Genomic DNA, 14,931 nt, shown 5'->3' on the forward strand with positions numbered 1-14,931 from the left:
TCGTCGCTTGTGCCATCTTGCCCACCAAGCGACCACAGTTGGGAAGTTGACAAGGGGCGCCGAAGCGCCCTTTGTCAAGGTGAGGGGTTTACAGGAACACAAACTTGGCAATAAAGATCGCGCACAGCACCCACAGGCTGGCGGAGATTTCCTTGTATTTGCCAGTACCTGCCTTCAACGCCACATAGCTGATGAAGCCCAGGGCAATACCATCAGCCACCGAGAAGGTCAGCGGCATCATGATCACCGTGACAATCGCCGGAATGCTGTCGGTGGCTTCGTCCCAGTGGATGTGCGCCATGCTGCCCATCATCAACATTGCCACGTAGATCAGCGCGCCGGCGGTCGCGTAGGCAGGAATCATCCCGGCCAGCGGTGCAAAGAACATCGCCGCAACGAATAGCAGGCCAACCACCACCGCTGTCAGACCAGTACGACCACCGGCAGCGACACCGGCAGCGCTTTCTACATAGCTGGTCACTGGCGGGACACCCACCACTGCCCCGAATACGCTCGAAGCACTGTCAGCCTTCAACGCCCGTGACAGATTTTCAATGCGGCCATCCGGTGCCACCAGGTTGGCCCGCTGCGCCACGCCCATCAGCGTGCCAGCGGTGTCGAACATGTGCACGAACAGGAACGCCAGCACCACGCTGATCATGCTGACGTTGAACACGCCAGCCACATCCATGGCCATCCAGGTCGGTGCCAGGCTTGGCGGCATCGACATCACCCCGCCAAACTTGACCAGCCCCAGGCCCCAGCCGGCCAGGGTAACGCCGATGATGCTGATCAGGATGGCGCCAAACACCCGCTTGTAGCTGAGGATGGCGATCAGCAGGAAGCACACCGCTGCCAGCAGCGGCCCCGGCTCATGCAGCGAGCCCAGCTTGATCAGGGTGGCGGGGCTGTCGACGATGATGCCTGCCGTTTTCAGGCCGATCAGCCCGAGAAACAATCCGACGCCGGCCCCCATGGCATGGCGCAGGCTGACCGGGATGCTGTTGAGCAACCATTCGCGCACTTTCGACAAGGTCAGGAGCATGAACAGCACGCCCGAGACGAACACCGCCCCCAGCGCCGTTTCCCAGTTGTAGCCCATGGTGCCGACCACGGTGTAGGTGAAGAACGCGTTAAGCCCCATGCCCGGCGCCAGGCCCACCGGCCAGTTGGCGTACAGGCCCATCAGCAGGCAACCCAGCGCGGCGGCGATGCAGGTGGCGACGAAGGCGGCACCATGGTCGATGCCGGCGTCGGCCATGATGTTGGGGTTGACGAAGATGATGTAGGCCATGGTGATGAAGGTGGTCACCCCGGCAATCAGCTCGGTTTTGACGGTGCTGCCGTGTTGCTTGAGTTTGAAAATCCGCTCCAGCCAGCTCGTTTCGAGCGGTGGGGCAAGATCCAGCGTAGGGGCTTCGGATTTGCGGCTTTCCACAGCGGGTACTCCTCAAGTCTTTCTTGTTGTTATGGAGCCATTCCTGAGCAATGCACTTGGCGGCTCCGTGAGGGAAGGCAGACGTCTGACCGTTTTGTTGACTCATGGGTCAAGAAGTTGCTCGGTGGATTATGCTTTTGTGTACAAAGAATGCAAATAATGTTTTATGTTTTGTGTGCGCAATGCGTCGTACAACGGCTATATAGGTAAAACGCCTCCTGCGGAATCGCCTCAGCCTGTGTACAATGGCGCCATACTTTCTCTTCGTGCCTCGAGAGCCCATGAACGAACAGCTGCAACCTCTGAAAAAACCTGCACGTGTCGGCAAGGCCGGCCGCAGCGGTACCCAGGACGACATCGTCTACGCGCACATTTTCGAGGCGATCCTCGAGCAGCGTCTGGCACCGGGCACCAAGTTGAGCGAGGAAGCGCTGGGCGAAATCTTTGGCGTCAGCCGCACCATCATCCGCCGCGCCCTGTCGCGCCTGGCCCACGAAAGCGTGGTGCTGCTGCGGCCGAACCGCGGTGCGGTAGTGGCCAGCCCGACGGTGGAAGAGGCGCGCCAGGTGTTCTTCTCGCGGCGCATGGTGGAGCGGGCCATTACCGAACTGGCCGTGCAGCACGCCACCCTGGATCAGCTGAATGAGCTGCGGCAGATGGTGCGCGAGGAGCGCGACAGCTTCTCGCGTGGCGACCGTGGCGCCGGCATTCGCCTTTCCGGCGAGTTCCACCTCAAGCTGGCCGAGGCAGCGGGCAATGCACCGCTGGTGAGCTTCCAGCGCAGCCTGGTGTCGCAAACCTCGCTGATCATTGCCCAGTACGAAACCGGCACCCGCTCGCACTGCTCGTATGACGAGCACATGCAGCTGATCGATGCCATCGAGGCGCGTGATGCCGAGCAGGCGGTGAGCCTGATGATGCACCACATGGACCACATCGACAGCAAGCTGAACCTGGACGAGGAAAGCGCCTCGGACGACCTGCATGCAGTGTTCTCGCATTTGCTGAAAAAGCCCAAGGCTTCCGCCAAGGGTTGATCGTTTGCCTGGGGAGCCTCGGCGCTTCAGGCATACACCGTCCCTGTAGGAGCGGCCTTGTGTCGCGATGGGCTGCGAAGCAGCCCCAGCAATATTTGCATCAGCGCTGAAACCTTGGGGCTGCTGCGCAGCCCATCGCGACACAAGGCCGCTCCTACAGGGGCCGTGCAGGTTTCTGGCTCTTCGCTGGCCATTAACCAAACGTCTGCTAAATTCTTGTGGGCAAACCTTCATCAAGCAGTTGGGCTTGCGCATCCATTGCGTTCCACTACTTGTTGAGGAAAGGTCCATGACCATGTCTCTGGGTAAACGAATGGGTGCCGAGCTGATCGGCACCTTCTGGTTAGTGCTTGGCGGCTGTGGCAGTGCGGTACTCGCAGCCAGTTCCCCTGTTGGCATCGGTGTTCTCGGTGTCGCTTTCGCCTTCGGCCTCACGGTCCTCACCATGGCCTTCGCCATCGGCCATATCTCTGGCTGCCACCTCAACCCTGCCGTGTCGTTCGGGTTGGTGGTAGGCGGGCGCTTTCCGGCCAAAGAGCTGTTGCCCTACGTGATCGCACAAGTGATCGGCGCCATCCTGGCTGCGGGCGTGATCTATCTCATCGCCAGCGGCAAGGCCGGTTTCGAACTGTCTTCGGGGCTGGCTTCGAACGGCTACGCCGACCATTCCCCCGGCGGCTACACGCTGGGGGCGGGCTTTATCAGTGAAGTGGTGATGACCGCCATGTTCCTGGTGGTCATCATGGGCGCCACGGACTCCCGTGCGCCGGCAGGCTTTGCACCCATCGCCATCGGTCTGGCCCTGACCCTGATCCACCTGATCTCCATTCCGGTGACCAATACTTCGGTCAACCCCGCGCGTAGCACGGGGCCGGCCTTGTTCGTCGGTGGCTGGGCCATACAGCAGCTGTGGCTGTTCTGGGTGGCGCCGCTGATCGGTGCTGCAATCGGCGGCGCGCTCTACCGGGCGCTTGCCAAAGAACCTTAGCGCTGGTGCACGCAACGCCCGGCAGCGTAGGTTTCGCGCACGGTGCGGTCGTCGCCCAGGGTGGTGAGCACGAACAGGGTTTCTTCGATGCTGTTGGACTGCTGAATGCGGTAGTCCAGCAGCGGCGTGGCCTTGTAGTCCAGCACCACGAAGTCGGCATCGTTGCCGGGGCGCAGGCTGCCGATGCGGTCGTCCAGGCGCAGCGCACGGGCACCGCCCAGGGTGGCCAGGTACAGCGACTTGTACGGATGCAGGCGCGCGCCTTGCAGCTGCATCACCTTGTACGCCTCGTTCAGGGTGTTGAGCAGCGAGAAACTGGTGCCGGCGCCAACGTCGGTGCCCAGGCCCACATTGACCTTGAAGCGCTCCGCCTGTGGCAGGTTGAACAGGCCGCTGCCGAGGAACAGGTTGGAGGTGGGGCAGAAGGCCACGGCCGAGCCGGTTTCTGCCAGGCGCTGGCATTCTTCGTCGCACAAGTGCACGCCGTGGGCGAAGACCGAGCGCTCGCCCAGCAGCTCGAAGTGGTCGTAGACGTCCAGGTAACCCTTCTGCTCGGGGAACAGCGACTTGACCCAGTCGATTTCCTTCAGGTTTTCCGACAGGTGCGTGTGCATGTACACGCCTGGGTGTTCCTTGAGCAGTTGGCCAGCCAAGGTCAGCTGTTCAGGCGTGCTGGTTGGGGCGAAGCGCGGGGTAACCGCGTAATGCAGGCGGCCCTTGCCATGCCAGCGCTCGATCAGCGCCTTGCTTTCGGCATAGCCGGATTCGGCGGTGTCGGTCAGGTAGTCCGGGGCGTTGCGGTCCATCATCACCTTGCCGGCGATCAGGCGCAGGTCCAGGCGCTCGGCCTCTTCGAACAGGGCATTGACCGATTCCGGGTGCACGCTGCCGAACACCAGCGCGGTGGTGGTGCCGTTGCGCAGCAGTTCCTTGAGGAAAATCTTCGCCACCTGGTCGGCGTGGTCTTTGTCGGCGAACTGCTTCTCGCATGGGAAGGTGTAGGTGTTCAGCCAGTCCAGTAGTTGCTCGCCGTAGGAGCCGATCATGCCGGTTTGCGGGAAGTGGATGTGGGTGTCGATAAAGCCCGGGGTGATCAGCGCGTCCTGGTAATGCTCCACCGGGATGCCGGCGTCCAGCGTCGGCAGCAGCTCGCTGGCGTGGCCAACGGCACTGATGCGGCCGTCGTCGACCACCAGCAGGCCGTCTTCAAAGTACTCATGGGATGCCTCCAGGCCCACCTCGGCCGGGTCGGCGATGCTGTGCAGGATGGCGGCACGGTAGGCTTTGCGGGTAACGGTCATAACACACTCGTCAAATGGCTTGGCTGCGCCGGGAGGGCGGCAGCAACTGGGCAATGGGGCCGGCATTGGCGGCAGCGTCGTGCTGGCCGAAGCAGGCGTTGTAGGTGGCGATGATTTCGCCGGCGATGGACACGGCGATCTCGATGGGTAGCTTGCCCTTTACCTCTGGCAGGCCCATCGGGCAGCGCATGCGCGCCAGCACGGCATCGTCGTAGCCACGCTCGCGCAAGCGGTGCTCGAACTTGACCCGTTTGGTTTTCGAGCCGATCAGGCCGAACCAGGTGAAGTCGTTGCGCTTGAGAATGGCGGCGGTCAGTTCCAGGTCGAGCTGGTGGTTGTGGGTCATGACGATGCAGTAGCAGCCTGGCGGCAGCTCTGCGACTTCGTCGACCGGCTCCTCACTGACGACCTTGGTCACCCCGTTGGGGATGAGTTCGGGGAATTCCTGTTCACGCGAGTCGATCCAGCGCACCCGGCAGGGCAGCGCGGCGAGCAAGGGTACCAGAGCCCGGCCGACATGGCCCGCGCCGAACACGGCGATCTGCGCCTGCACGGCGGCCATCGGTTCGAACAACAATACGGTGACACCGCCGCAGCACTGGCCCAGGCTGGCGCCAAGGCTGAAGCGCTCCAGGTGCGGTGTTGTGCGCTGCTCTTCGAGCATTTGCCGGGCGATGTGCAGGGCCTTGTATTCCAGGTGGCCGCCGCCGATGGTGTCGAACAGGCCGCTGGCGCTGACCACCATCTTTGAGCCTGCGTTGCGCGGGGTCGAGCCGCGCTCTTCGATGATGGTCACCAGTACGCAGGCTTCGCCGCGTGACTGGTGGTCGGCGAGGGCGTTGATCCATTGGTGCATGTTTGAACCTCTCTCAACAGCGCCGCAGTTCCTGTAGGAGCGGCCTTGTGTCGCGATAGGGCTGCGCAGCAGCCCCAGAAATCTTCGCTGCGGCATAGATCCTGGGGTCGCTTCGCGACCCTATCGCGACGCAAGGCCGCTCCTACAGTGGCCATGCGTGGTCAGTGGGTGACGGTTTCCAGTTCCTGTTCGGCAGGTTGCGCGGCAGCCACCGCCTTGCGCATCTGCTCGCAGCCCCACAGCACCCGCTCCGGTGTTGCCGGTGCGTCAATGTTCGGCTGTACCCGGTAATCGGCAATGCTCGCCACCGCATCCTTGATCGCGCACCAGGCGGCGATGCCAAGCATGAACGGTGGCTCGCCCACGGCCTTGGAGTGGAACACCGTGTCTTCCGGGTTCTTGCGGTTTTCCACCAGCTTCACCCGCAAATCCAGCGGCATGTCGGCTACCGCCGGGATCTTGTAGCTGGCCGGGCCATTGGTCATCAGCTTGCCCTTGGCGTTCCACACCAACTCTTCGGTGGTTAGCCAGCCCATGCCCTGGATGAAGCCGCCTTCCACCTGGCCGATGTCGATGGCCGGGTTCAGCGAATCGCCCACGTCGTGCAGGATATCGGCACGCAGCATCTTGTATTCGCCGGTCAGGGTATCGACGATCACTTCCACGCAGGCGGCGCCAAAGGCGAAGTAGTAGAACGGTCGGCCACGTGCCTGGCTGCGGTCGTAGTAGATTTTTGGCGTGCGGTAGAAGCCGGTGCTGGACAGCGACACCTGGGCGAAGTAAGCCAGCTGCACCAGTTGCTCGAAGCTGACGATCTGGTCGCGCACGCGTACATGGCCATTGCGGAACTCGACGTCTTCTTCGGTGACGTTGTAGTGCCGTGCGGCGAACTCGGTGAGGCGGTTCTTGAGGATTTCAGCAGCGTTCTGCGCCGCCTTGCCGTTCAGGTCGGCGCCGCTGGAAGCAGCGGTCGGCGAAGTGTTGGGCACCTTGTCGGTGTTGGTGGCGGTGATCTGGATACGGCTGAAATCGACCTGGAACACTTCGGCCACCACCTGCGCCACCTTGGTGTTCAGGCCCTGGCCCATCTCGGTGCCGCCGTGGTTCAGGTGGATGCTGCCGTCGGTATAAATGTGGATCAGTGCACCGGCCTGGTTGAGGAAGGTGGCGGTGAACGAGATGCCGAACTTGACCGGCGTCAGCGCCAGGCCCTTTTTCAGTACCGGGCTGTTGGCATTGAAGCGGCGGATCGACTCACGGCGCTCGGCGTAGTCGCTGCTGGCTTCCAGGTCGGCGGTCATCTCTTCGAGCATGTTGTGCTCGACGGTCTGGTAGTAGTGGGTGACGTTACGCTCGGTCTTGCCGTAGTAGTTGGCCTTGCGCACGGCCAGCGGGTCGCGGCCCAGGTGACGGGCGATATGGTCCATCACCTGCTCGATGGCAACCATGCCCTGCGGGCCGCCAAAGCCGCGGTAAGCCGTGTTGGAGGCGGTGTTGGTCTTGCAGCGGTGGCCGTGCACGGTGGCATCGCCCAGGTAGTAGGCGTTGTCGGAGTGGAACATGGCGCGGTCGACGATCGAGCCGGACAGGTCGGGCGAGTAGCCGCAGTTGCCGGCCAGGTCGAAGTTGATGCCGTGCAGGCGACCGTTGTCGTCAAAGCCCACGTCGTACTCGACGTAGAACGGGTGCCGCTTGCCGGTCATGGTCATGTCTTCGACCCGCGGCAGGCGCATCTTGGTCGGTTGGCCAGTCAGGCGTGCCACCACTGCGCACAGGCATGCCGGGCTGGCGGCTTGGGTTTCCTTGCCGCCAAAACCGCCACCCATGCGGCGCATGTCCAGCACCACCTTGTTCATCGGCACGTCGAGCACTTCTGCGACCAGTTTCTGCACTTCGGTAGGGTTCTGCGTAGAGCAGTAGACGATCATGCCGCCGTCTTCGGTGGGCATCACCGAGGAAATCTGCGTTTCCAGGTAGAAGTGTTCCTGGCCGCCGATGTGCAGGGTGCCCTGAATACGGTGCGGGGCGCTCGCCAGGGCAGTCGCGGAATCACCGCGCTGGTGGGTGTGGCTGTCGAGCACGAAGTGTTTCTTGCGCAGCGCGTCGACTACATCCAGCACCGGTTCCAGGTCTTCGTATTCCACGATGGCGGCCATGGCCGCACGGCGGGCGGTTTCCAGGTCGCGGGCCGCGACGGCAAGCACCGGCTGGCCGAAGAACTCGACTTTGTCGATGGCCAGCAGCGGGTCGCCGGCCACCACCGGGCCAATGTCTTTCAGGCCGGGGATGTCTTCATGGGTGATGGCGATGCGCACACCCTCGAAGGCATAGCAGGGCGTGGTGTCGATGCGCAGGATGCGCGCATGGGCGCGGTCGGCGGTGCGCGCATACACGTGCAACTGGTTGGGGAATTCCAGGCGGTCGTCAATGTACTGCGCCTCGCCGGATACATGCTTGTCGGCACTGTCGTGCTTGACGCTGCGGCCAACCCCGGTGGTCAGGCCCTGGCTGAACAGTTCGGCCATCTCGGCCTGGCTTTTGGCTACGTGATGGTTAGACATAAGCGGTCACCCGGGTTTCGATATACGGCGTTTGCTGTTCGATGAAGTATTTGCGCAGCAGGTTCTGCGCAGTCAGCAGGCGGTATTCCTTGCTGGCGCGGAAGTCGCTGAGCGGGGTGAAATCTTCGGCCAGGGCCTGGCAGGCGCGCTCGATAGCAGCCTGGTTCCACGGCTTGCCGCGCAGTGCGGCTTCACAGGCGCGGGCGCGTTTGGGGATAGCTGCCATGCCGCCGAAAGCAATGCGCACACCGCTGACCACGCCGTCTTCGATGCTGAGGTTGAAAGCCGCACACACGGCGGAAATGTCGTCGTCCAGGCGCTTGGACACTTTGTAGGCGCGGAACGCCCAGTCGTGGGTAGCGCGCGGCACGATGATCTTCTCGATGAACTCGCTGTCTTGCCGGGCAGTGATGCGGTAGTCGATGAAGTAATCCTCCAGCGCCATGGTGCGCTGGCGCTCGCCTTGGCGCAGGACGATTTGCGCGTCCAGGGCAATCAGCAGGGGTGGCGAGTCACCGATTGGCGACGCGTTGCCGATGTTCCCGCCCAGGGTGCCCTGGTTGCGGATCTGCAGCGAGGCAAAACGGTGCAGCAGGTCGCCGAAGTCCGGGTATTCCTCGTGAAGTGCGCCGTAGCAGTCGGTGAGCGGGGTGGCTGCGCCGATTTCCAGGTGGCTGGCGGTTTTCTCGATGCGCTTGAGTTCGGCCACGTGGCCGACATAGATCATCACCGGCAGGGTTTTGTGGAACTGTGTGACTTCCAGGGCCAGGTCGGTGCCGCCGGCCAGCAGGCGGGCTTCGGGGTGCGAGCTGTACAGGTCGGCCAGGTCGGCCACGGTCAGCGGCACCAGGCAGCGTTTGTCGCCGCTGTTCAGCTCGCCGGTCTGGGTTGGGGCAATGGCCTTCAGGCGGCTGATGGTTTGCGTTTGTTGGGCATCGAACTGGTCGCGGCAGGGCTGGCGGCAGCTTTGCTCGGCGGCGTCGAGGATTGGCCGGTAGCCTGTGCAGCGGCACAGGTTGCCGGCCAGGGCTTCCTGGGCCTGGTGCAGGTCAGGGCCGTTGCTGTTCTTTTGCAGGGCGAACAACGACATCACGAAGCCGGGGGTGCAGAAGCCGCATTGCGAGCCATGGCAATCGGCCATGGCCTGTTGCACGCTGTGCAGTTGGCCTTGGTGCTTGAGGCCTTCGACACTGATCAGTTGCTTGCCGTGCAGCGACGAGACAAACGTCAGGCATGAGTTGAGGCTGCGATAACGCAGGCTGTCGTTGCCCTGTTCGTCCTGGGTCAGTTCGCCGACCACCACGGTGCAGGCGCCGCAGTCACCACTGGCGCAGCCCTCCTTGGTGCCAGGTTTGCCCAGGTGCTCGCGCAGGTACTGCAGCACCGTCATGTTCGGGTCCAGGGCGTGCTCACTGCGCAACTCCTGGTTGACAAGAAACTGGATCACGGGGATAGCCTCGCAATGGTTTTATTGTTGTTGGGCGGACTCTAAGCAACACCTGTCTGGCAGGTCAATATTTTTCTGACTCAAAGGTCAAGAAATTGCTCATGTCCATTCCCGGCCGAACACAATCACCCTGTTCAAAGCATAGATCGCGCCGGGCGCGGGGCTGTCTGGCGGGTCAAATAAACCGGCTTGCCCCTCTGCGCGATTACCGGCCAAGTACGCTACAATCCGCCCCTTGTGCCCAGTTCAATGATTTTGAAGGAAAACCATGACGTTCAAGGCCCCGGACAGCCTCTCCGAGCAGATTGCCGATTACCTGGCCGAACGCATCATCCGCGGCGAGCTGGCGCCAGGCGAGCGTATCCAGGAGCAGAAGGTCACCCTGGCGCTCAACGTCAGCCGCGGCTCGGTGCGCGAAGCGTTGCTCATCCTTGAGCGCCGCCACCTGGTGGCAATCCTGCCGCGCCGGGGCGCCCACGTAACCGAACTGGATGAGCGCAGCGTGCGCAGCCTGTGTTCATTGATGGGCGAGTTCTACATCCTGCTGGGCAACGCGGTTGCGCAAAAATGGCGCACCGAAGCCGACCTGCGCCCGTTTCTGGAGATCCAGCAGCGCTTGCAGCGCGCCCATGACCAACTGGATATCAAGGCCTTTGTCGCCGACAGTTTTGCGGTAATGCGGGCGGCCTATCCGTTTGCCGACAACCCGTTCCTGCAGGAAACCGTGGAAAACCTGCAACCGGCCATGAGCCGTGCCTACTACCTGTCGCTGGACCAGCGCCAGGCCAACATGATCGACTACCTCGACCTTTTCGCCCGCTTGCTCGAGGCCGTGGTCGCCCGCGATTTGCCGCGCATTCGCGAGGTGCTTACCGCCTACGGCCAACGCAGCTGCGAACTGGTGCTGGCGGCGCTGGCCCGAGGCTGACCGATGCGCCTGAAGTGCATTCGCCTGGCCGGGTTCAAGTCGTTCGTCGACCCCACCACGGTCAACTTCCCCAGCAACATGGCGGCCGTGGTCGGCCCCAACGGCTGTGGCAAGTCCAACATCATCGACGCGGTGCGCTGGGTGATGGGCGAGAGTTCGGCGAAGAACCTGCGCGGCGAGTCGATGACCGACGTCATCTTCAACGGCTCCAGCGGCCGCAAGCCAGTCAGCCAGGCCAGCATCGAACTGGTGTTCGACAATAGCGAAACCACCCTGGTTGGCGAGTATGCCGCCTACGCAGAGATCTCGATCCGCCGCAAGGTCACCCGCGACGGGCAGAACAGCTATTACCTCAACGGCACCAAGTGCCGCCGCCGCGACATCACCGATATTTTCCTTGGTACCGGGCTGGGGCCGCGCAGCTATTCGATCATCGAGCAGGGCATGATCTCCAAGCTGATCGAGGCCAAGCCAGAGGAACTGCGCAACTTCATCGAGGAAGCGGCTGGCATTTCCAAGTACAAGGAACGCCGCCGCGAAACCGAGAACCGCATCCGCCGCACCCAGGAAAACCTGGCCCGTCTGACCGACCTGCGCGAAGAGCTGGAGCGCCAGCTGGAGCGCTTGCACCGCCAGGCCCAGGCGGCCGAGAAATACCGTGAGTACAAGGCCCAGGAACGTCAGATGAAGGCGCGCCTGTCGGCCTTGCGCTGGCGTGATCTGGATGAGCGGGTGCGCCAGCGCGAGTCGGTGATTGGCGACCAGGATGTGTCCCATGAGGCGCTGGTGGCCGAGCAGCGCAATGCCGATGCCAGCATCGAGCGCCTGCGCGACGGCCATCACGAACTGTCCGAACGCTTCAATCAGGTGCAGGGCCGCTTCTATTCGGTAGCTGGCGATATTGCCCGGGTCGAGCAGAGCATCCAGCACGGCCAGCAGCGCCTGCGCCAGTTGCAGGACGACTTCAAGGAGGCTGAGCGCACGCGCCAGGAAACCGAATCGCACCTGGGCCACGACCGCACCTTGCTGGCCACCCTTGGCGAAGAGCTGGCCATGCTCGAACCCGAGCAGGAAATGACCCTCGCCGCTGCCGAAGAAGCTGCTGCTGCCCTTGAAGAGGCCGAGTCGGGCATGCACGGCTGGCAGGAACAGTGGGACAACTTCAACAGCCGCTCCGCCGAACCGCGCCGCCAGGCTGAAGTGCAGCAGGCGCGCCTGCAACAGCTGGAAGCCAGCCTGGAACGTCTGGCCGAGCGTCAGCGCAAGCTGGGTGAGGAACGTGAGCAACTGGGTAGCGACCCACAGGATGCCGCCATGCTCGAACTGGCTGAGCAGCTGGCCAGCAGCGAAATGCTGCTGGAAGACCTGCAACTGTCCGAAGAGCAGGTGGTAGAGCGCCTGGAGGGTGTGCGCGAGCAGCTGCATCAGGCCACCCAGGCACAGCAGCAGGCGCAAGGTGACCTGCAGCGCCTGGGCGGTCGCCTGGCCTCTCTGGAAGCTTTGCAGCAGGCCGCCCTGGAGCCGGGTGCAGGTGCGGCTGACTGGCTGCAAGGCCAGGGTCTGGAGCAAAAGCCGCGGCTGGCTGAAGGCTTGCGGGTGGAGCCGGGCTGGGAGCTGGCTGTGGAAACGGTACTGGGTGCCGACCTGCAAGCCGTGCTGGTGGATGATTTCAATGGCCTCGATTTTGCCGCGCTGGAGCAGGGTGAATTGCGCTTGCTGGTGGCGGGCAGTGCTGGCTCATCGTTGCCCGGCAGCCTGCTGGAGAAGGTCGAAGGCCGCGTCGATCTGGCACCCTGGCTGGGCCAGATCAAACCTGTGGAAGACCTGGGCCAGGCACTGGCGCAACGTGCATCGCTTGGCGTAGGGCAGAGCCTGGTCAGCCGCGATGGCTACTGGGTTGGCCAGCACTTCCTGCGGGTTTGTCGTGGCGGTGAAGCGCAAGGCGGTGTGCTGGCCCGCGGGCAGGAAATCGAGCGCCTGGGCCAGGAGCAACAGGAGCAGGAAGCGGCGCTGGAACAGTTGGAGCAACAGCTACAGGCCCTGCGCGAGCAGCAGTTGGACCAGGAAGAACAGCGCGAACAGCTGCGCCGCCGCAGCCAGGAAGAAAACCGCCTGCACGGCGAGCTCAAGGCCAGCCTTTCGGCCAGCCGTGCCCGCGCCGAACAGGTCGAGCTACGCCGCCGACGCCTGCTGGAAGAACTGGCCGAGCTTGAAGAACAGCGCGCCCTGGAGCATGAGCAACTGGGTGAATCACGCCTGATGCTGCAAGAAGCCCTGGAGCTGATGGCCCAGGACACCGAGCAGCGCGAGCAGTTGATGGCCCGCCGCGACACCCTGCGTGAAAGCCTCGACCGGGTGCGCCAGGATGCCCGCCAGCACAAGGACCACGCCCACCAGTTGGCCGTGCGCCTGGGCTCGCTGCGTGCTCAACACGACTCCACCCGCCAGGCCCTGGAGCGCCTGGAGCAGCAGGCTGCGCGCCTGACCGAACGCCAGGAGCAACTGAGCCTTAACCTGGAGGAGGGCGAGGCGCCGCAGGAAGAACTGCGCCTGAAGCTGGAAGGGCTGCTGGAACTGCGCATGAGCGTCGACGAGGAAATGCGCCTGGCCCGCCTGCACATGGACGAAGCCGACCGCGAACTGCGCGACGCCGAAAAGCGCCGCACCCAGGCCGAACAGCAAGCGTTGGTGTTGCGCGGCCAGCTGGAACAGTTGCGCCTGGAGTGCCAAGGCCTGGATGTGCGACGCAAGACCTTGCAGGAGCAGCTGCTGGCCGACGGCTACGACCTGCAAGGGGTTCTCGCCACCTTGGAGGCCGAGGCCAGCGAGCAGGGTACCGAACAGGAGCTGGAACAGCTTGAAGCGCGTATCCAGCGCCTGGGTGCGATCAACCTGGCGGCCATCGAGGAATACGAACAGCAGTCCGAGCGCAAGCGTTACCTTGACGCACAGGACGCCGACCTCGTCGAAGCGCTGGAGACGCTGGAAAACGTCATCCGCAAGATCGACAAGGAAACCCGCAATCGCTTCAAGGATACCTTTGATCAGATAAATGCCGGATTACAGGCACTTTTCCCAAAAGTTTTCGGTGGCGGCAGCGCTTATCTGGAACTGACGGGCGAAGATCTACTCGATACAGGGGTAACGATCATGGCGCGACCACCGGGCAAGAAGAACAGCACCATCCATCTGCTGTCCGGCGGCGAAAAGGCACTGACCGCGTTGGCGCTGGTGTTTGCCATCTTCAAGTTGAACCCCGCACCGTTCTGCATGCTCGACGAAGTCGATGCGCCGCTGGACGATGCCAACGTCGGGCGTTACGCCCGCCTGGTAAAGGAAATGAGTGAAACGGTGCAGTTCATCTACATCACCCATAACAAGATTGCCATGGAGATGGCGGACCAATTGATGGGGGTGACCATGCATGAACCGGGTTGTTCACGTCTTGTTGCAGTTGATGTGGAGGCGGCCATGGCCATGGTCGACGCGTGATGCGCGACAATGGGGGCACATTCTGTAGCGAAATGCCCCCGCCATGTGCGACAGACGGTGTAAAGTTGTCTTTGGTCGTGCTAGCTTAATGTCACTCGTTTTTTGCGTGGGTAAAACGCCTGTCAGAACATAGAGTTGGCGCCACGTGTTAAAGGGCTTTGAACCCTTTGTTTTCAAGCATATTTTTATAGAGGCACGGGATTACATGGAAATCGGTCTGCGCGAGTGGCTGATCGTCATCGGCATCATTGTCATTGCCGGGATTCTTTTCGACGGCTGGCGCCGCATGCGCGGCGGGAAAGGCAAGTTGAAATTCCGTCTGGATCGCAGCTATTCCAACCTGCCGGACGATGAGGGCGGCGGTGCCGAGGTGCTTGGCCCGTCGCGCGTGCTGGACAACCACAAGGAGCCCGAGCTGGACGAAAGCGACTTGCCGTCGCTCAGCGCTTCCGGGCGTGATCGCGAGCGCGAGCGCGAGCGCGAGCCGAAGCCAGCCAAGGCAGGCAAGCGTGGCAAACGCACCGCCGCCGCTGACGCACAACAGGGCGACCTGAACCTGAGCGCCGAGCCGCGCGAGCCAGACCTGTTCGCCGACAGCGATGACGATTTTGACGCCGACAACAACCGTAGTAACGGTGCGGCACCTGCCAGCAGCAGCGTCAAGGAGCTGCCACCGGCCGAGGAAGTGCTGGTCATCAGCGTGATTTCCCGCGACGAAGGCGGCTTCAAAGGCCCGGCGTTGCTGCAGAACATTCTGGAAAGTGGCCTGCGCTTTGGCGAAATGGACATGAACAGGTACACCATTACTGGCGTCAGGGCCAGGGTGCTGATCAGTACCCGTGGCACCATGTCCAGTGGCGCCAGCCAGTGGCTGAACAGCAGG

10 protein-coding genes are annotated in these 14,931 nt (G+C 62.8%); 5 read left to right on the plus strand and 5 right to left on the minus strand.

Annotated features, from left to right (window positions below; translation table 11 throughout):
- Positions 1–88: 88 nt before the first annotated feature.
- Positions 89–1,438, minus strand: a complete 1,350-nt coding sequence (locus ACQKPZ_RS24640) for an NCS2 family permease (RefSeq protein WP_427543249.1) — start codon at positions 1,436–1,438, stop codon at positions 89–91.
- A 281-nt stretch (positions 1,439–1,719) separates the two neighbouring features.
- On the opposite strand from ACQKPZ_RS24640, the gene ACQKPZ_RS24645 reads away from it, so the two are divergent.
- Together ACQKPZ_RS24645 and aqpZ are read left to right on the plus strand one after the other, a co-directional pair.
- On the plus strand, positions 1,720–2,475 hold the full coding sequence (locus ACQKPZ_RS24645; RefSeq protein ID WP_300031195.1) for a GntR family transcriptional regulator: 756 nt from the start codon (positions 1,720–1,722) through the stop codon (positions 2,473–2,475).
- A 289-nt stretch (positions 2,476–2,764) separates the two neighbouring features.
- Complete coding sequence (aqpZ, locus tag ACQKPZ_RS24650; RefSeq protein WP_427543252.1) at positions 2,765–3,463, plus strand: aquaporin Z; 699 nt, start codon at positions 2,765–2,767, stop codon at positions 3,461–3,463.
- Here aqpZ and guaD read toward each other — a convergent pair.
- The 4 genes from guaD to xdhA form a co-directional block, all read right to left on the minus strand.
- Entirely contained in the window at positions 3,460–4,764 is a 1,305-nt protein-coding gene (gene guaD, locus ACQKPZ_RS24655; RefSeq protein ID WP_427543255.1) for a guanine deaminase, read from the minus strand. The two genes, aqpZ and guaD, sit on opposite strands and share 4 nt — an antisense overlap.
- Positions 4,765–4,774: 10 nt before the next feature.
- The gene (gene xdhC, locus ACQKPZ_RS24660) at positions 4,775–5,620 is read right to left on the minus strand and encodes a xanthine dehydrogenase accessory protein XdhC (protein WP_427543258.1); all 846 of its coding nucleotides are present in this window, start codon (positions 5,618–5,620) and stop codon (positions 4,775–4,777) included.
- A gap of 161 nt (positions 5,621–5,781) precedes the next feature.
- On the minus strand, positions 5,782–8,181 hold the full coding sequence (gene xdhB / locus ACQKPZ_RS24665) for a xanthine dehydrogenase molybdopterin binding subunit (RefSeq protein WP_427543261.1): 2,400 nt from the start codon (positions 8,179–8,181) through the stop codon (positions 5,782–5,784).
- On the minus strand, positions 8,174–9,628 hold the full coding sequence (xdhA, locus tag ACQKPZ_RS24670; RefSeq protein WP_427543264.1) for a xanthine dehydrogenase small subunit: 1,455 nt from the start codon (positions 9,626–9,628) through the stop codon (positions 8,174–8,176). The genes xdhB and xdhA overlap by 8 nt, the downstream gene beginning before the upstream one ends.
- Before the next feature lie 268 nt (positions 9,629–9,896).
- Between xdhA and ACQKPZ_RS24675 the strand changes: the two genes are divergently transcribed.
- From ACQKPZ_RS24675 to ACQKPZ_RS24685, 3 genes are all read left to right on the plus strand, one after another.
- Positions 9,897–10,556, plus strand: a complete 660-nt coding sequence (locus tag ACQKPZ_RS24675; protein WP_427543267.1) for a GntR family transcriptional regulator — start codon at positions 9,897–9,899, stop codon at positions 10,554–10,556.
- A 3-nt stretch (positions 10,557–10,559) separates the two neighbouring features.
- Positions 10,560–14,048, plus strand: a complete 3,489-nt coding sequence (gene smc / locus ACQKPZ_RS24680) for a chromosome segregation protein SMC (RefSeq protein WP_427543270.1) — start codon at positions 10,560–10,562, stop codon at positions 14,046–14,048.
- Positions 14,049–14,253: 205 nt separating this feature from the next.
- Positions 14,254–14,931: cell division protein ZipA C-terminal FtsZ-binding domain-containing protein (locus ACQKPZ_RS24685; RefSeq protein ID WP_427543273.1), on the plus strand; the 678-nt coding region annotated here is incomplete at its 3' end.

This window comes from Pseudomonas sp. NPDC089547 (assembly GCF_050280665.1).
Lineage (GTDB): Bacteria > Pseudomonadota > Gammaproteobacteria > Pseudomonadales > Pseudomonadaceae > Aquipseudomonas.

What these genes read in the sequence shown, in the direction of transcription:
- xdhC (WP_427543258.1), bottom strand. Translation starts at nt 5,620, where the DNA reads ATGCACCAATGGATCAACGCCCTCGCCGACCACCAGTCACGCGGCGAA.
- xdhB (WP_427543261.1), bottom strand. Translation starts at nt 8,181, where the DNA reads ATGTCTAACCATCACGTAGCCAAAAGCCAGGCCGAGATGGCCGAACTG.
- ACQKPZ_RS24675 (WP_427543267.1), top strand. Translation starts at nt 9,897, where the DNA reads ATGACGTTCAAGGCCCCGGACAGCCTCTCCGAGCAGATTGCCGATTAC.
- guaD (WP_427543255.1), bottom strand. Translation starts at nt 4,764, where the DNA reads ATGACCGTTACCCGCAAAGCCTACCGTGCCGCCATCCTGCACAGCATC.
- smc (WP_427543270.1), top strand. Translation starts at nt 10,560, where the DNA reads ATGCGCCTGAAGTGCATTCGCCTGGCCGGGTTCAAGTCGTTCGTCGAC.
- aqpZ (WP_427543252.1), top strand. Translation starts at nt 2,765, where the DNA reads ATGACCATGTCTCTGGGTAAACGAATGGGTGCCGAGCTGATCGGCACC.
- ACQKPZ_RS24645 (WP_300031195.1), top strand. Translation starts at nt 1,720, where the DNA reads ATGAACGAACAGCTGCAACCTCTGAAAAAACCTGCACGTGTCGGCAAG.